Origin of the sequence: Yinghuangia sp. YIM S10712 (genome assembly GCF_051388935.1) — a bacterium.
Taxonomy (GTDB): Bacteria; Actinomycetota; Actinomycetes; order Streptomycetales; family Streptomycetaceae; genus Yinghuangia.
In genome coordinates this window covers 290808-307050 of sequence record NZ_JBPKBI010000007.1, presented here as the reverse complement: position 1 = coordinate 307050, position 16243 = coordinate 290808, and the positions used below count along the sequence as shown (strand labels likewise).

Sequence of the window (16243 nt, the reverse complement as noted above, 5' to 3'; positions counted from 1 at the left end):
TGCCGTACCCGGTCGCGGATGCCCGTGAGGTCTTCCAGGGCGATCCCGCGTCCGGTGCGTTCAGCGGCGACGACGATGGTCTTGGAAATGGTGTGGTTGACGTTGGCGGTGTGCCGGGCTTCCTTGCGGGCACGCCTTTTGAGGAGGCGCTTGGCGGACTTGGTGGCCTTGGCCTGGAGTTTCGCGCGCAGTTCCCGTTGCCGCCTGCGGTGCCGGTTCAGGCCCCGCCCGGCGGCGCGGTAGCCGGTCGAGGTGGTGGCGATGTTGGCGATGCCAAGGTCGACGCCGACGAACCCGGCGGGCTCGTACACCTGCGGCTCGGGGATGTCGCAGGTGGCGATCAGGTAGAAGGCGCCGTCGCGTTCGATCAGGTCGGACTCGCCCCTGCGGTGCTCGCGGAGCATCNGGCTCGGGGATGTCGCAGGTGGCGATCAGGTAGAAGGCGCCGTCGCGTTCGATCAGGTCGGACTCGCCCCTGCGGTGCTCGCGGAGCATCTTCAGGGCGCCGGGCGAGCATGTGAAGCGGACGTTCTTCAGTCGCCCGGCGATCGTCCAGATCGAGACCGTACCGGCGTCCAACTGCCAGGACAGGCACCGGTCGTCGTACGGCTGCGCGGCCTCGGGACGGAACACGATGGGCTTGGACTCGGCCGTGGTCCGGCGCTTCGAGTCCCGGCTTGCCCAGGTTCCCGGCCTTCATGCCGGCCTGGAGCGCGGTGTAGGCGTCGCGGGTCTTCTTGATGACGTGCTGCGCGGCCTGCGCGCCCAGACCCCGGGCTTTCAGTTCGGCGTACGTGTGCCTGCGCAGCTCGTACTCACGCGGGACTCCACGCTCGAACGCCACCGCGGACACCCAGCACGCGGCCTCGTTGACCGTGCGCAGGGTGGACCGCAGCGCGGCGGCCTGGCCGGCCTCCGGCAGCAGCTTCACCTGCGTCACGATCTTCACGCCGGCATCGTATGGGCCCATGACACCACGAAGGGACCAAACCCGACATCCGCACCGTCCTCCTCCTTCGCGGCATCGTGCAGCGGGCGCACCGCTCGGCGGCATCAAGGGATACCTCGAGAACCAGAAGCAGCCGGACCGACCGTCACAACGGAGACGCGGAGAACTCCGGCGCTCCGCGCCTCCGGACCAAGGATGCGATTCCTCCCGGGGCCGAAGCCCCGGGGTTCCTCGCAAAAATCACGCTGAACGCCGAGAACGTGGCTCCGATGATCAGTGTGCTGGTCGCCATCGCCCACCAGAGCGGTCGCGACCGGAAGAAGCCCAACTGTCGCGAACGGTTCCGCTTTCCTCGACCTCCAGGTTGGGCACACCTGCCCATGTGGCCGCGGCGGCGATCACGGCGAGGACACTGATGGCCCAGAACGCGGCGCGCCAGCCCAGGTGTTCGCCGATGAGTGCGGACATCGGAAGTCCGAGAAGTGTGCCGAGCATGAGTCCGTTCATCGCCAACGCAACGGCACGCCCGCGTAGTTCGGGTGCCGTGACGCGCATGCAGATCGATATCGCGACACCGAAGAACGCTTGCGACGCCACGCCGGTGATCACCCGGGCGACAAGCATCACGGCGTACGACGTGGCTGTCGCCGCCAACATGTTGCCGAGCAGGAAGACGGCGAAAAGGACCATCAAGGCGTGTTTCTGCGGGAGTCTCGTCAGGGCCGTGGTCAGGAACGGCCCGCCGAAGGCCATGGCCACCGCGAAGGCCGTGATGAGGTAGCCGATCTGCGAGACGGTCGCGTCGGCGGGCCGGCCCGATGAGACCCGCCGGACAGGCCCAGGGCGGCGGGCGCCGGGGGCGGGGCCGCCGCCGTCGGGGTTTGCCCCGTTTGGGTACCCTGCCGGGATGTTCACCGTGACCTCCGTCAATGTCAACGGCCTGCGCGCGGCGTCCGGCAAAGGCTTCACCTCCTGGCTTCGGCACACCGACGCCGACGTGGTGTGCCTGCAAGAGGTACGCGCCGAACCCCACCAGCTCACCGACGCCGTGCGCGACCCGGACGGCTGGCACACGGTGTACGCCCCGTCCGTCCTCAAGGGCCGCGCCGGCGTCGCGGTGTACTCCCGCACCGAGCCCGCCGCACACCGCATCGGATTCGGGTCGGCCGAGTTCGAGGGGACGGGCCGCTGGATCGAGGTCGACCTGCCGGGCGTCACCGTCGCGAGCCTCTACCTGCCCACCGGCGAGGCCGAGACGCCCGAGCAGGAGGCGAAGCACCGCTTCATGACGGAACTCGCCGAACACCTCGTGCGCCTGCGCGAGAAGGCCGCCGCGGACGGCCGCGAAGTCGTCGTCGCCGGCGACTGGAACATCGGACACACCGAGGCCGACATCAAGAACTGGAAGGGCAACCTCACCAGATCCGGCTTCCTCCCCGAGGAACGCGCCTGGCTCACCCGGCTGTTCGGCGAGCTCGGCTACCACGACGTCGTACGCATGCTGTACCCCGGCGTGCCCGGTCCGTACACGTGGTGGTCGATGCGCGGCAAGGCCTTCGACAACGACGCCGGGTGGCGCATCGACTACCTCGCCACCACGAAGGGCCTCGCCGAGCGCGCGGAGACCGCCGTCGTCGAGCGTGCCGTCACCTACGCCGAGCGCTGGTCCGACCACGCGCCGGTCACCGTCACGTTCGACTACGACCCCGCGTAGCGCCGCCGCCGGGGCGTCCGCCCCCCGCACGACCCCCTCGGTGCGGAAACCCCGCAACCGGGTGCACCCCGCTTGTCGTCCTGCTGGGCAGACTCGCGAAGAGCCCAGACGCGGGCAACACGGACGAGCGAGAGGGACATCCATGCGCACGCTGCTCCGGATCATCGCGCCACGTTGGTACGCACGCTGGTCCCACGCGCGCTCGGTGACCCGCCACCCGGCTGCCCACCTGGCCCCCGCACCGGTCCGGCGCGCCCGGTCACGGTTCGGCTGGATATCCAACCCGCGCCGGGCAGCCCGGCGCCGGGTGGAGGACAGGGTCGCCCGCGAGGTCCGGCGCAGATTGCGCCCGGGGCGGCGGTGACGGCGCACGCAGCCGCGCCTTGACGGTTCCGTCGCACCCGAAGCCCGCAGCACGACGCCCGCACAGGGCGACGGCACCGGTCCGGTGCCGACCGTGCGCTGCGGTTGGCTCCGGGCCGTTGGCGAAGGCCGCGGGCAATCGGCGCCGGTGGACAGCGAATTGCCCCGATCGACGCGTCGTGGTCGATCGGGGCAATCCCGTCACGTGAGCCGTCCGGCGCTCCTAGCGGGCGTCGCCGCCGGGTTCGTCGGCCTTGCGGAGTTCCACCGGGCCCTGCGGCGCCGCCGGGGGTTGCGGAGCGGCGCCGCCCCAGCCGGGGGCCGGCATCGCGGAAGCCGCAGCGGGCGGCATGCCCGGCGCACCCGGTGCGGGCGGCATGCCCGGCATGCCAGGCGCACCGAACCCACCGCCCGGATACCCCGGCCCGCCCGGCGCCGGCACGCCGCCCGGGTACATGCCCGGCATCGGCTGCAACCCCATGCGCTGGTCCTGCATCGTGGTGATCCGCTGCACGACCAGGATCGCCAGCACCGCCGCGGCGATCTGCACGAGGAGTGCCACGCCCGCGACGGTGTCGCTCGCGACCGCGGAGTCGACGTACTCCGACAAGGTGATGTCGCCGTTGTCCAGGTCTTCCTCGGTCTCGCGCCCGGAAACGGAGCCGAAGAACATGAGCCCGGCGATCGTGTAGATGATCCACCACCACCACAACAGCGCCTTGCTGCTACGGCCGCCCGGCACCGCGGACTGCGGATCGCTGCGCTTCCAGATGTCGTGCGCGACGATCTTCGGGATCACGAAGTTCGCGAGCGGGATGAACCAGCCGCCGATCGCCCAGCCCTTCGACATCGTCGCCGACGGGCCGTACCACGCCTCGGTGTTGCTGCGCGCCCGAGCGAACCAGACGATGAAGACGATGCCGGTGGCCAGACTGGCGAGCCCGAACAGGCCCAAGGAGACCTGGACGAAGTCGTCCGCGTCCTCCAGCCTCCCGGACAGCACGTCGCTGAGGGTGAAGTCGTCGACCAACGCGGCCCGGCGGAAAAGCGCGACCGCCGCCAGCAGGTCGATCAACGCCACGACGCCGAGCAGAATGCACACGGCGTTCGCCAGGCCGCGCAGAGGCTTGACCGGGACCCACTCCATCGGCGCGTACTGCCCCGGCCACGCGTGCGCGGGCTGGTAGCCGGGCGGGGGGCCGCCCATTCCCATTCCGGGCGGCGGGGGAGCCTGCATGGGTACCGCGCCGGGCGGAAACGCGGGGGCGCCCCCTCCGCTTGGCCCCGAGGACGGCGGGGCGAACGGGTCATGGGCGGCCTGGGGCGGAGCGGCGCCGCACGCTGGGCACGGTCCGTTCAAGGCGAGTTGGGCACCGCAGTTGGCGCACGGCATCTGAGGGGTTCCCCCTGCTGTCACGGGATGGATCCGATTGCCGGGCGGCGGCTTCGCGGTGCGGCGCGCACGCCGCGCGGGCGCCGCCCGTTTGTGCAGCGCATCATGCCGTGCCGAGGGCGCCCGTGTCATCGCGCCCCCGGGATCGGCCCATCGGCCAACCGTCGCGCGAAACCATTCGCGAGGGCATGGCCGCCGGCTTTCCCCACTTGCCACCCGGCAAGTAGGAACTGCCGAAGTTTCCTGCCGCACTTGTGATTTGACGGCCCATCAGGCTTGTCATCCGTCAGTCTCCGACGTACGTTTCATCACACGGCGACACGGAGCGCAACGACGTGACCGCTCGGGTACCGCATGCCTCACGCCCAGGGCGCCCGCATGACAGCACGTGCACGGAACCGAACCGTTCGTACCACGCGCGGGAGGGGAGGAGTGATGGCCTCACCGGCACCGGAAGACACGTACGACAAAGTGCTCGCGGTCGCCGTGGAGTTGTTCGGCGAGAGCGGCTTCGCCGGAACCTCGCTCCAGGCCATCGCCGATCGTGTCGGTGTCACCAAGGCCGCGCTCTACTATCACTTCCGCACCAAGGACGAGCTCCTCGACGCGCTGCTCCGCCCCGCGCTCAACGACCTCGACCGCGTGCTCGAAACCGCCGAGCGACGCAAGGGCCACGCGGTGCGCCAGCGCGTCCTGTTCGAGGGCTACGTCGACTTCCTGCTCCGCCACCGCACCCTCGCGGTCATCCTCGATCGCGATGTGTCGGTGGGAACCCATCCCTCGATCAGGCCACGACTCGAATCGATCACCGCACGGGTGAGCGCCGTCCTCGACGACGACGAACGCCCCGTCGAATACCGCGTCGCGGCGACGGTCGCGATGGGCGGGCTGTACGCCGCCGTCGCGACGTTCCCCCACCTTCCCGACCACGAACTGCGCGCCGTGCTCCTGGACATCGTGCGGCGGCTGCTGCCCGCGCGCGCGTCACGACGCGGCAGGCCGGCCGCGCCGGACGCGGCGTAGGGCGCCTCGCCTGCGTGGCGATGCGCAACAAATGACCGAAAAAATCGGTCAGTTCGGATTTGACACGAAGAAACGTACCGGCGAACGCGCGGCTGCCGAGTCCCACGCCGGACGCCGACCCCGCAATGCCCGATTCCCTGCACGAGGAGGCTTCCATGACGTGTCCGGTTCTCCCGGCGGACTTCGACCCGACCGACCCGGATCTCTACACCAAGCGGCTGCCCCTGGAGGAACTCGCCGAGCTGCGCCGGACCGCACCGGTCAAGTGGATCCCGCAGACGCCGACCGTCTCCAACTTCGGCGACGACGGCTACTGGCTGGTCACCCGGCACGCCGACGTCAAAGAGGTCTCCACCAGGCCGGAGCTGTACTCCGCGCACCGCAACAACGTCATCATCCGCTTCGCGGAGGACATGGACCCCGCCGCCATCGACGGCGTCAAGGTCATGATGGTCAACATGGACCCGCCGGAACACACCCGCCTGCGGTCCATCGTCCAGCGCGGCTTCACCCCGCGCGCCGTCAACGCCCTCAAGGACACCCTGACCGAGCGGGCGGCCCGCATCGTCCACGACTTCCGCAAGAAGGGCAGCGGCGACTTCGTCACCGAGATCGCCTGCGAACTACCGCTGCAGGCCATCGCCGAACTCATCGGCATCCCCCAGAAGGACCGCGTCCGCATCTTCGAGTGGTCCAACCAGATGATGGGCTACGACGACCCCGACTACGCCGTGGACCAGTCCGTCGGCCAGCAGGCCGCCGCCGAGGTCATGATGTACGCCATGGGCATGGCCGAGGAGCGCAAGGCCTGCCCCGCGAGCGACATCGTCTCCAAACTCGTCGCCGCCGAGTCCGAAGGCTCGCTCGGATCGGACGAGTTCGGCTACTTTGTCCTGCTGCTCGCGGTCGCGGGCAACGAGACGACCCGCAACGCCATCACGCACGGCATGCTGGCGTTCTTCGACAACCCCGACCAGTGGGACCTCTACAAGGCGACGCGTCCGGAGACCGCCGCCGACGAGATCATCCGTTACTCGTCGCCGGTCATGTCGTTCCAGCGCACCGCCACCACCGACACCGTGCTCGGCGGCCAGGAGATCAAGGAAGGGCAGCGGGTCGGCATCTTCTACAGCTCCGCGAACTTCGATCCCGAGGTCTTCGACAGCCCCGAGAAATTCGACATCACCCGCGACCCCAACCCGCACCTCGGCTTCGGTGGCGGCGGCCCGCACTTCTGCCTCGGCGCGTCGCTCGCGCGGATGGAGATCAACCTGATGTTCAACGCCATAGCCGACGCCATGCCGAACATCGCCAAAGCCGCGGAGCCCCGCCGACTGCGTCATGCATGGATCAATGGCATCAAGGAACTCAAAGTGAACTACACGGGCTGACCGCTTCGAAACGCCCGACGGAGGCCACGGCCCGGGGAGGAGGGAGCTGTCGAGCGCCCTTCCTCCCCGGGGCACAGCTTCGGACACAAAAGCGGGGACCCGGCGGCCGGGCCGTACGCCGGGCGCGGTGCGTGTGCGGATCCTGTCCGCTTCGGCGCCGGGCGATCGCGATCCAGCGGAGGATCCGGACAGCGCGCGACCGACCGGTGAGGGCTCCGGAGCGGACGGTGATCCGGGATGCCGCACAAGCGCCGCGTGCGGCTTGCGTCCGTCCCCGGCCGTGCGGGCGGCGACGACGTCTGCGACGCGAACACGCAAAATTCTGTAGGGAATTGGCGGGGTTTGATGTGCCGTCGAAGGCCTCCTCGGTGCGGGTTTCGGAGGTTCGAATGTGCTTGCGGTACGCGCGTCGCTAGGGTTCCGGGAGCCGAATGCTCCGGGAGATGCCGACCATGCGCGACCATGCCGCTCGTACGACGATGGCCCTGTTCGTCACCGCCAGCCTCGCTCTGACCGGGTGCAGCAGCGGGTCCGGAAAGAAGGACACGGCCAAGGACGCCAGACCGTCCTCGCCCGGTGAGCCGGAGCAGGGCGTCTCGGTGCCCACCGTGGACATACCCGACCTCGTGGACAAGGACCTGGGGACGGCGACCGAGACGGTGAAGGGGCTCGGCTTCACCGACATCGTGTACCGCGACGCCGGCGGCAAGGGCCGCAAGCCGGTTGCCGACAAGAACTGGAAGGTCTGCGACCAGACGCCGGCCCCCGGGCCCACGAACCCCAAGGAGCGCGTGGAGTTCGGAGCGGTGCCGACGAAGGAGAACTGCACCCTCTACCCGACCGCCATGCCGTCGTACTCGCAGTCCGCCCCACCCACCTCGGCGGCTCCGAGCACCCGGCCGCCGACGACCCCCGCACCGACGAAGCCCGCACCGACCACGACACCCCCCGGCCCGGTCCCGACCCTCCCGACCGGCCTGGTGTTCTTCCGCAACTGCGACGAGGCGAAGGCTGCCGGCGCGGCGCCCCTGCACCGCGGCGACCCCGGCTACTCACTGCGCCTGGACCGCGACAGGGACGGCGTCGCCTGCGAGAAGTAGGTCCCGGCGCGACGCGTCTCGCGTACGCCCTGTGTGCGCCCCCATGCGCTGCTCCATTCGGGGGGATCTCGGCAGACCGCCGACCACAGCGCCCGGCAACGCGGACACTGGATCTCGGGTGGGATGTCCGGTGGCTTGTCCACGCGTTCGCCGAGCAGTCGGCCGGGGGCCTCGATGGAGTACGCCAAAGGTTACGACGTTTCCGACTACCAGTCAGAGATCCCTTCGGACGCCACGTTCGTCTTCATCAAGGTGAGCGAAGGCGCCCGCACACGGCAGAACCACTGGCGTGAGAAACAGGCGGAGGCACGGCGACGCGGGATCGTCGTCGGGTACTACCACTTTCTGCACGCCGAGAACGACGTCGAAGGCGAGGTGGCGCACTTCTGCGACGCCCTCGGCGCGCTCCCCGAAAACGAGCTGCTGGTCCTCGACTTCGAGCCCTACAACCAGGGCGTGTCGGACGCGACGTGCACCGCGCGCAAAAACGCCTGGCTCGCGGCGGTCAAGGCGCGCTACCCGCGTCACAAGGTCGGGATGTACGCCAACCGCGACTGGTGGTTCCGCACCGACGACGAATGCGGCGACTTCCTGTGGATTGCCGACTACCAGGCTCCGCCCGGCACCCCGCGCATCCAGGCGGCATGGCGCTTCCACCAGTTCACCGACCGGCCTTTGGACACCAACGTGTTCGGCGGCACCGCCGAGGCCCTGCGCACGTGGGTCGGAGCGCCGCCCGCCGACGTCCCGGGCCACGATGCGGTGCGGACGAGCCGGTCGACCGCGACGGTCGTCCCCGCCGAGACCCGCGCGGCCGAGCGGTCCCGGCCCGCCTGGGAGCGGCTCGTCGCGCACGTCCTGTCGATCCCGGAGGGCGACTACGAGAAGTGGAACAGCCGTACGGGCTGGGACAACCTCACGCGCTGGGGACGCCAGTACGGCGAGGACGGCGTCGCCTGGTGCGTCATCTTCGAGTGGTGCATGTACCAGGACGCGGGCCTCGCACACATCGTGCCGAAGACCAACAACGTCACCGCTTTCAGCAATTGGGCCAGGCAACGCGGCCAGTGGTCCGAATACCCCAGCCTCGGCGCGTGGATGAACTGGCAGAACGGCCAACACACCGAGATCGTCGTGGGGTTCACCGCCACCACGGTCACCACCAAGGGCGGCAACACCCTGCCCGAAGGCGGCGACGGCGGACAGGGGCGCGGCGTCTACGCGCACACGTACCGCCGCACCGACCCGCGCGTCACCGGCTACTTCGCGCCGAACTTCCCGGACGGCTGCCCGCCGACCGCCGACCCGCACGACTACCGCGGCGGAGCCCGCGTCGACAACTCCGGGCGGGTCACCCCGGCCAACGCACTCGACCCAGCGCACCCGCGGAGGGGCAAGAAGATGGCACTCGTCGCGAAAACCGTCCCGAGCGTCGTCGGCGACGACTCGGCCACCGTGTTCACCGCGGTGCCCGGCCGCGCCTGGATCAACATCTCGGCGGACTACGTGCCGCCGGGGGAGAAGGCCACCGTCCGCATCGACGTCTCCGACGGCGCCGGCACGTGGCTCCAGTTCAATCAGGAGCGCGCGGTCGGCAACGGCGAGGCGACCTGGCTGGAGCTCGCCGAGCCGGCCCGGACGCGCGTGATCAGCGTCAAGCGTCTCAGCCACCCACAGGCCCGCCTCGACGCGACGCTGCATTACCCGGAGCTGTAGCGGGAGGTGAGAGCAGGCTTTGATAGCAGGCCCCTGCGTTTCGACGCCGACGACGCACGCCCGCACGCGGCAAACGCAGGCCGGGCGTGCGAAACCGTCGGGGCGTCCAATAGCCGCCATGCTGCCGAAAGCCGCACGCGCGGGCATGCGAAACGGTCTGCCGCATCAATGACATGCCACGTCGCCGAAAAGCCGCACGCCGGGCGCGCGAAGCCGTTTGCCGCGTCAACGACACGCCACATCGCCGCAAAACCGTGGCTCGGACCCGCCTGCCCGCGACTTTCCCGCAGCACGGCCGGCGTGACCGAGCAAACTCGTCAGCGGTCCGTCACGACGAGGACGGCGGTGGCGATCGCCAGCACGCACCACCCGAACCACATCCAGGCGGGTGCGTCGAACGTCGCGGAGTACATCGCGGCAATGCCGAGATAGACGAGGGTGCAGATCACCAGACCACGGCTCGTCGAGCTCGGGGTGACACCGGACATAGGCCCTCCCGGGGCGACGGCGTCGATGTTGTCCCTGACTTGCAGATTAGCGCGCCGGAACGCAATCAGGCATACGGGTGACGTGAAGTCGTGAAACGTCCGTTCGATGAAGCGGTCGGCGTCCCGCACAACCGTGCGTTGTCGGCGTACGCCCTGCGGTTGCTTGCCGCGCGCTGCGGCCCTGCGCTTTCCTGAGCCGGCCGACGCTGATCAGGCAGGTCGGCGATGCGGGAGGTGGGGATTGCGCCGCGACGGCCTCGGACCGGACTTCACCCGTTTGTGGGGGGCGTACACGGTCAGTGCGGTCGGCAGCGCGATCGCCACCGACGCCTTCGCGCTGACCGCAGTGCTGGTGTTGTCCGGCAGCGCGTTCCAGGTGTCCCTGCTCGCGGCGATCGGCGGGGCGGTCGGCGCACTCGTCGCGCTGCCGCTGGGCCCGTGGATCGAGTTCCGGCACAAGCGGCCGGTGATGATCGGCGCCGACGTGATGCGCTGCTGCGCGCTGCTGACGCTGCCGCTCGCGTATGCCGTCGACGCGCTGACGTACCCGCATCTGGTCGTGGTGTGCGTACTGACGGCGGTGGGCCAGATCGTCTTCGTCGCCGCTTCCACGTCGCATCTCAAGGGCCTCGTGCCCCGCGAACACCTCACCGCGGCGAACGGGCGCTTCGAGAGCGTGTTGTGGACGTCCTCGGCAGTGGGCCCCCCGGTCGGCGGCCTGTCCGTTGCGTTGTTCGGGCCGGCCGCGACGATCCTCGCCGATGCCGGAAGCTACCTGCTGTCCGCGCTGGGCATACGCGCGATCGCCGCCCCGGAACCCGCGCCGCCGCCCCGAACCGCCGACCGCCGGTGGTGGCAGGGCCTCGGCGCGGGCTGGCGGCACATCTGGACCGACGCGGTCCTGCGGCTGCTGTTCGCCAACACCGTCGTCGTCAGTTCCCTGATCATCGCGATCGCGCCGATCTGGGCTGTCATCATGCTGCGCGACCTGCACTTCAGCCCGTTCGCGTACGGGCTGTCGATCGGCATCCCCTGTATCGCGGGCGTCATCGGCGCGCGGCTCAGCCGGCCGTGCGCGGCGCGGTGGGGCAACCGTACGGTGCTGCTGGTCGCCGGGGTGGCGCGTGTGCTGTGGCTGCCCTGGCTGCCGCTCGTGGGTGCCGGTCCGCTCGGTCTGGCCGCGGTCACCGCGATCCACAGCGGCACCGTGTTCTTCACCAGTCTTTTCACTCCGATTTTCGCGACGTGCCGGCTGGAGAAGACGCCGCACGACAAGGTGGCGCGCGTGCTCACCTCGTGGACGATCAGCAACAACGCGGCGCGCGCCACCTGCACGCTCGCTTTCGGGGTCCTCGCCACGCTGACGGCACCGCGTTCGGCGATCACGGTCGCGGTCGTCCTGCTGGTCGCAACCTGCGCCTGCCTGCCGTGGCGGATGCAGTCGGCCGATGACGCGGGCGACCGCGTCACAGCACCAACAAGTCGAACAATCGGTCGAGTTCGGCGGCAGGGTTCGCGGTGAGCCCGCCGTGCACCGGGCCCGGCTGCACGACCGCGCTGCGCGGTGCGGTGAGCCAGCGGAACCTGCGGCCGAGCGGTTCGCCGCCGGCCGGGCCCGCGCCCGGCGCGCCCGCGCACACCATCTCCCACGCGGACAGCGCGGCGCGCGTCTGCACGGTGTCCGCCCGGGGATCGAGCGCACGCAGTCGCGGCACGTCGAGGTGGGTGCGCGCACCGAGGAACGCGAACGCCTGGCTGTAGAGCACCACTCCGGCGTTGATGCACTCGCCGCGGTCGACGCGCGGCATGACGCGGATCAGTGCGTACTCGAAGAACTCCCGGTGACGCGGCGGCACTTCGGCGGTCAGCGGGTCGTCGGCGGGCATCGTGGCCGGGACGGTCTCGGGCAGGGCGCGCCCGGCGGCCGGCGGATCGTGTCGGAAGGTGCTCATGCCGCGTCCACCCCCGGAAGCCAGGCGTCGCGGTGTGCGAGGCGGTCGAGCAAGTGGTCGACGTACGCGGCGCGCAGGGCGTCGGGCGAGTCGAGTCCGAGAGCGGCCTCGGATTCGTTCGGTGCCAGCCACTCGTCGGGGACGAGTGCCGTGACGTCCTCCAGGAGCTCCCTGGTCACCCGGGGTGCGAGTGCCTTGTCGGCGTCGCCGAGATGACCGGCAGCGGTGGGGGCGAGGACGTGGTCGGAGGCGTCGTACGGACGGCTCGCCGCGGCCTTGGCCGCCGACCACGCGTGGTGGAACCACAATGCGGCGCCGTGGTCGATGAGCCAGAGCTTGCCGTGCCACACCAGCAGATTCGGGTTCCGCCAACTCCGGTCGACGTTGCTGGTGAACGCGTCGAGCCACAACACCCGCGCGGCGGTGTCGGGGTCGGGCAGCCACGCGACCGGGTCGAAGCCGACCGACCCGGGCAGGAAATCCAGCCCCAGGTTGAGTCCGCCCGAGGCGTGCAGCAGGTCCTGGACCTCCTCGTCGGGCTCGCTGCGCCCGATGACCGGGTCGATTTCGACGACGGCGAGATCGGGGACGCGCAGCCCGAGCCGCCGCGCGAGTTCGCCGACGACCACCTCGGCGACCAGTACTTTCGGACCTTGGCCGGCGCCGCGGAACTTGACGACGTACGTTCCGAGATCGTCGGCTTCGATGATGCCGGGCAGCGAGCCGCCCTCGCGCAGCGGGGTGACGTAACGGATGGCTTGGACCAGGGGGAGCACGCGATCAGCCTAGTCGCCGTCGCACGACCGGACGCGCGTGGTGGGTGCGTCGCGGCGAGGGCAGTTGCCGGAAAACCACTCCCCGTCCCGTGGGCCGTGCGGCATGCTCGCGGGCGTGGGTTCCTCGACCGCCCGGGAGGACCGGGTCCTCGTCCTTGCACCGCGCAGCACCGACACCGACCGGCGGCTCGCGGTGGCCGCGTATCGGCGCGGGTTGCGGGTCGAGCGCGCGCGGGCGTGGGCGGTGCCGGAGGGTGTGCATGCCGGGCGGGCGCATGTGTACGGCGGGCCGTTGTTCGCCGACAGCGTGTCCCGGGCGCTCGCGCTGGCGCTGTTGGAGATCCCCGACGACTGGCTTGCCGGCCTGCCGCGTGACCTGACCGCGCGTCGTGTCGTGGCCACCACGTTGGCGCAGGCGCGGCGGCTGCGCGGCTCGGCCTTCGTCAAGCCGCCGACCGACAAGACGTTTCCGGCCCGGGTCTACCAGGACGGTTCGGAACTGCCCGGACCGGACAGGGCGGACCCGGACAAGCCCGTGCTGGTCTGCGAAGTGGTCCGGTTCACCGCCGAGTTCCGGTTGTTCGTCCTCGACGGCGAGGTGTGCGGGGCGTCGCGGTACGCCGTCGAAGGCGACTTGGCCGTGGCGCCCTTGGCGGCGTGCGCCGAACACCGGGAGGTCGCCGCGTTCGCCCGCGACATGTGCGCCGCGACCCGGGACACCCTGCCCAGTGCGGCGGTCGTCGACGTGGGCCGGGTGGACGGGCGCGGGTGGGCGGTCGTGGAGGCCAACGCGGCGTGGGCGTCGGGGAGTTACGCGTGCGACGACGACGCGGTGCTGGACGTGGTGCTGCGTGCCGCGGGTCCGCTCGGCGCAACAGCCGGCCGCGACCGGCGGTTCCTTCGTCCCGCTCCGCACGTCGAGCGGTGAGCCGTACGCCTCACGGGTGAAGCCAGGCATGGCGCAACAGGCGGGTGGAAAGCCCTTGGCCATGCGCAAAACCACTGCTCTCGCCCTGCTCCCGCTGCTGGCCCTCGCCGCGCTGCCGACCGCGCACGCCGCGTCGGGCAGCGCCGCCCAGGCCGCCGATGTCCTGCTGCCGTCCTGCGCGGAGGAGGACGTCGTCGTCGAGGCCCGGCAACTGCCGCCGGTCGCCGCCGCCGTGATTCTCGTCCGCGTCACCAGCGACGCGGAGGAGTCCTGCACGATCGACCGTTTCCCGACCGTCACCTTCTTCGGCCTTGACGGCTCCGCGATGCCGGAACCGCCCGCGTCGAGCGCCCCGTACGTGCTCGTCCCGGACGGCGAGGCCTTCGCCGCCGTGAGCACCGACGACCGCAGCGGCAACGCGAGGTACGTGCCCGCCCTCAACGTCGCCGCGGACCCGGCCCACCTCGGTACGGTCTTCACCGCGGACGAAATCGAGGCGCCGGAGACGGGCATCGCCGTGTACGACCCGATCACCACCTGGTGGCACGCCACGCCGGACGACGCCGTGGCGGCCCTGCCGCGCTGACCGCGTCATCCGGCGGGTCTCTTCACGTGAGCCCGCGCGGTGACGGGGACGGGCCGCACGGATGAGGCTGTCGCCGATTGTTCGCCAAGACGCTCGGCTGGGTTTCCCAGCCGAGCGTCTTTCACGTGCGCGGTCCCGCGGTCTCGGTGGCGGCCGACCCCGGAGCCTGGGCTTGCGGAACGCGATGCGCCGGGCACCTAGGGAACTTGCGGCGGTCACGGGCACCGAGCCTTCCCGAAGCCGGCGTTGGCACGGGCGGTGCGGGTCAGATGATCTCGACGTTCCACGCGGCCGGGGTGTCGGGGTGGATGCCGTCGCCGGGCAGGCGTTTGATGTTGACCTTCCGCGTGCCCTGCGGCAGCGGATAGAAGGCCAGGTCGGTGTTCTGGTCGATGGTGAACTCGCCGAGTCTGCGCCAGCCTTGGCCGGTGACGTAGATGTCGACGCGACCGCGTACGCGTCCCATGTCCGCGCCGATGTTGACGAACATGCTGCGTCCGTTCGGCACCGCCGGGGGTATCACCAGGTTGCCGATCGGATCGAACCCGGCACGGAGTTCGCCGCCGAGAACCTTCATCTCTTCCTCCAGGTCGGGTGTCGGGAACGAGGTCCCGGGCGGGCTTTGCGCGGCCCGGACGATGCCGGGGAAGACGACGTCGGAGAACTGGCGGATGCGCAGCGGCCCCGGACACGCGGTGGCGCCGCCGGTGGACCACTGCGGAAACAGGTTGTGGTAGCCGAAACCCGGGTCGTCCCAGGAGCGGCAGACCCGCAGCGGAATGCCGTGTACGCGGTGCAGCCACGCGCCGACTTCGATGAGGACCCGCACCTGCGCGTCGGTCCACGGATCGTCGCTCTGGGGGCGGCTCGCCGTCTCGATCGATACGGCGCCGGTCCCGTCCGAGCGCCGGTTCGCCGAGTAGTTGGCGTCGGCACGCCGCGTCGTCGGCATGTACTGGCCCAGCGAGCCGTCGTAGGCGAGGCCGAAGTGCGACTCCTCGCCGGCCTGGTCGCGCCAGTACTCGAACAACCGTTGTACGTCCCACGGCGCGGCGATCGAGTGCATGATGAACTGCGTGGGGCGGATGGCCGGTTGGGTGCGTGCCTCGGGCAACTCCAGGCGGGTGGCGCGCGGGTACCAGCCGTCCGTCGGCGTCACGTCGAACCACTGCCCGTAGTCGGCGTTGTGCGCGTCGTTGACATCGACGTCGTACCCCTCCAGTTTCACGTTGTGCAGCCGCTGGAACAGGTGGATTCCCGGCACCTGGTGGCCTCCCGACCACGCCTTGGTCTGCCAGAACCAGCGGGCCTTGCCCGACGCCATGGCCCACTCGATCACGCGGCGTCCGCCGTACACCCCGATGTTCGCGACGTCGAAAACGCTCGCCACGCCGTCGAAGTAGGCGGAAACCAAACCGAGTTCCGCATCGGACACGTCGTGGTCCACGGCGAAGTACACCGGCCGCCCTTGCGCGCCCTCCGGACGCCCGAGCCGACCTGATTCGATTGCCGCCTTCGTTGCGTCCGCACGGCCGCGCGCGTGGCCGCCGCGCCACGCGACGGTGCGGTCGTCGAACCCGCCCTGCCAGACCGCCGCCACGCCGAGCCCCGCGGCCCGGTACGCGGCGATCTCTTCGGGTCTCCACTGCTTGACCCGGTGGGCCGAGTCCTGGTCGGTGAGGTAACTGACGGCGAACGCATGCCCGTTCCGTGCCGCGACGTGGGCGGGGACACGGGAGAAACTGAAGTCGATGCCGGTGGCCATCGCTACCTCCAACCAACCCGATCCCGTCATGCCAAGCTAACGGCACCGCGGCCGTCTCCGGGATAGGAAGCCGCGAATTGATCGACATCGACATCTGGC

14 protein-coding genes and 1 pseudogene are annotated in these 16243 nt (G+C 70.4%); 8 read left to right on the top strand and 7 right to left on the bottom strand.

The window, feature by feature from the left end:
- Together ACRX5W_RS17865 and ACRX5W_RS17860 are read right to left on the bottom strand one after the other, a co-directional pair.
- Positions 1-970: pseudogene (locus ACRX5W_RS17865) on the bottom strand (transposase); the annotation flags it as partial.
- 252 nt (positions 971-1222) lie between these two features.
- Complete coding sequence (locus tag ACRX5W_RS17860) at positions 1223-1864, bottom strand: MFS transporter (RefSeq protein WP_436789160.1); 642 nt, start codon at positions 1862-1864, stop codon at positions 1223-1225.
- On the opposite strand from ACRX5W_RS17860, the gene ACRX5W_RS17855 reads away from it, so the two are divergent.
- Positions 1857-2663, top strand: a complete 807-nt coding sequence (locus tag ACRX5W_RS17855) for an exodeoxyribonuclease III (RefSeq protein ID WP_436789159.1) — start codon at positions 1857-1859, stop codon at positions 2661-2663. The two genes, ACRX5W_RS17860 and ACRX5W_RS17855, sit on opposite strands and share 8 nt — an antisense overlap.
- A 586-nt stretch (positions 2664-3249) precedes the next feature.
- Here the strand turns inward: ACRX5W_RS17855 and ACRX5W_RS17850 are convergent.
- Positions 3250-4233 carry a DUF4328 domain-containing protein gene (locus tag ACRX5W_RS17850; RefSeq protein WP_436789158.1) on the bottom strand — a complete coding sequence of 328 codons (984 nt, stop codon included), beginning with the start codon at positions 4231-4233 and terminating at the stop codon, positions 3250-3252.
- Positions 4234-4854: 621 nt separating this feature from the next.
- Between ACRX5W_RS17850 and ACRX5W_RS17845 the strand changes: the two genes are divergently transcribed.
- From ACRX5W_RS17845 to ACRX5W_RS17830, 4 genes are all read left to right on the top strand, one after another.
- The gene (locus tag ACRX5W_RS17845) at positions 4855-5442 is read left to right on the top strand and encodes a TetR/AcrR family transcriptional regulator (RefSeq protein ID WP_436789157.1); all 588 of its coding nucleotides are present in this window, start codon (positions 4855-4857) and stop codon (positions 5440-5442) included.
- A gap of 155 nt (positions 5443-5597) precedes the next feature.
- Positions 5598-6833 (top strand): cytochrome P450, encoded by a 1236-nt coding sequence (locus ACRX5W_RS17840; RefSeq protein WP_436789156.1) that lies wholly within the window; start codon positions 5598-5600, stop codon positions 6831-6833.
- 452 nt (positions 6834-7285) lie between these two features.
- The gene (locus ACRX5W_RS17835) at positions 7286-7933 is read left to right on the top strand and encodes an excalibur calcium-binding domain-containing protein (RefSeq protein ID WP_436789155.1); all 648 of its coding nucleotides are present in this window, start codon (positions 7286-7288) and stop codon (positions 7931-7933) included.
- A gap of 174 nt (positions 7934-8107) precedes the next feature.
- The gene (locus ACRX5W_RS17830; protein WP_436789154.1) at positions 8108-9649 is read left to right on the top strand and encodes a glycoside hydrolase family 25 protein; all 1542 of its coding nucleotides are present in this window, start codon (positions 8108-8110) and stop codon (positions 9647-9649) included.
- Between the two features lie 317 nt (positions 9650-9966).
- On the opposite strand, the gene ACRX5W_RS17825 is transcribed toward ACRX5W_RS17830, so the two are convergent.
- Positions 9967-10137: a hypothetical protein gene (locus ACRX5W_RS17825; RefSeq protein WP_436789153.1), complete on the bottom strand. Its 171-nt coding sequence runs from the start codon at positions 10135-10137 to the stop codon at positions 9967-9969.
- A gap of 241 nt (positions 10138-10378) precedes the next feature.
- Here ACRX5W_RS17825 and ACRX5W_RS17820 point away from each other — a divergent pair, with 241 nt between their 5' ends.
- Positions 10379-11659 carry an MFS transporter gene (locus tag ACRX5W_RS17820; protein WP_436789152.1) on the top strand — a complete coding sequence of 427 codons (1281 nt, stop codon included), beginning with the start codon at positions 10379-10381 and terminating at the stop codon, positions 11657-11659.
- Here the strand turns inward: ACRX5W_RS17820 and ACRX5W_RS17815 are convergent.
- Together ACRX5W_RS17815 and ACRX5W_RS17810 are read right to left on the bottom strand one after the other, a co-directional pair.
- On the bottom strand, positions 11604-12023 hold the full coding sequence (locus tag ACRX5W_RS17815) for a DUF3037 domain-containing protein (RefSeq protein ID WP_436789173.1): 420 nt from the start codon (positions 12021-12023) through the stop codon (positions 11604-11606). The two genes, ACRX5W_RS17820 and ACRX5W_RS17815, sit on opposite strands and share 56 nt — an antisense overlap.
- Positions 12024-12085: 62 nt before the next feature.
- The gene (locus ACRX5W_RS17810; RefSeq protein WP_436789151.1) at positions 12086-12865 is read right to left on the bottom strand and encodes a HipA family kinase; all 780 of its coding nucleotides are present in this window, start codon (positions 12863-12865) and stop codon (positions 12086-12088) included.
- A 115-nt stretch (positions 12866-12980) separates the two neighbouring features.
- Here ACRX5W_RS17810 and ACRX5W_RS17805 point away from each other — a divergent pair, with 115 nt between their 5' ends.
- Positions 12981-13793: an ATP-grasp domain-containing protein gene (locus ACRX5W_RS17805; protein ID WP_436789150.1), complete on the top strand. Its 813-nt coding sequence runs from the start codon at positions 12981-12983 to the stop codon at positions 13791-13793.
- Positions 13794-13854: 61 nt separating this feature from the next.
- The gene (locus ACRX5W_RS17800; RefSeq protein ID WP_436789149.1) at positions 13855-14379 is read left to right on the top strand and encodes a DUF4232 domain-containing protein; all 525 of its coding nucleotides are present in this window, start codon (positions 13855-13857) and stop codon (positions 14377-14379) included.
- Between the two features lie 265 nt (positions 14380-14644).
- Here the strand turns inward: ACRX5W_RS17800 and ACRX5W_RS17795 are convergent, their stop codons facing one another.
- Complete coding sequence (locus ACRX5W_RS17795) at positions 14645-16144, bottom strand: glycoside hydrolase domain-containing protein (protein ID WP_436789148.1); 1500 nt, start codon at positions 16142-16144, stop codon at positions 14645-14647.
- Positions 16145-16243: the final 99 nt, after the last annotated feature.

Coding starts and splice junctions, on each gene's coding strand:
- ACRX5W_RS17855 (WP_436789159.1), top strand. CDS start 1,857: ATGTTCACCGTGACCTCCGTCAATGTCAACGGCCTGCGCGCGGCGTCC.
- ACRX5W_RS17840 (WP_436789156.1), top strand. CDS start 5,598: ATGACGTGTCCGGTTCTCCCGGCGGACTTCGACCCGACCGACCCGGAT.
- ACRX5W_RS17850 (WP_436789158.1), bottom strand. CDS start 4,233: ATGGGCGGCCCCCCGCCCGGCTACCAGCCCGCGCACGCGTGGCCGGGG.
- ACRX5W_RS17815 (WP_436789173.1), bottom strand. CDS start 12,023: ATGCCCGCCGACGACCCGCTGACCGCCGAAGTGCCGCCGCGTCACCGG.
- ACRX5W_RS17845 (WP_436789157.1), top strand. CDS start 4,855: ATGGCCTCACCGGCACCGGAAGACACGTACGACAAAGTGCTCGCGGTC.
- ACRX5W_RS17800 (WP_436789149.1), top strand. CDS start 13,855: ATGCGCAAAACCACTGCTCTCGCCCTGCTCCCGCTGCTGGCCCTCGCC.
- ACRX5W_RS17795 (WP_436789148.1), bottom strand. CDS start 16,144: ATGGCCACCGGCATCGACTTCAGTTTCTCCCGTGTCCCCGCCCACGTC.
- ACRX5W_RS17835 (WP_436789155.1), top strand. CDS start 7,286: ATGCGCGACCATGCCGCTCGTACGACGATGGCCCTGTTCGTCACCGCC.
- ACRX5W_RS17825 (WP_436789153.1), bottom strand. CDS start 10,137: ATGTCCGGTGTCACCCCGAGCTCGACGAGCCGTGGTCTGGTGATCTGC.
- ACRX5W_RS17830 (WP_436789154.1), top strand. CDS start 8,108: ATGGAGTACGCCAAAGGTTACGACGTTTCCGACTACCAGTCAGAGATC.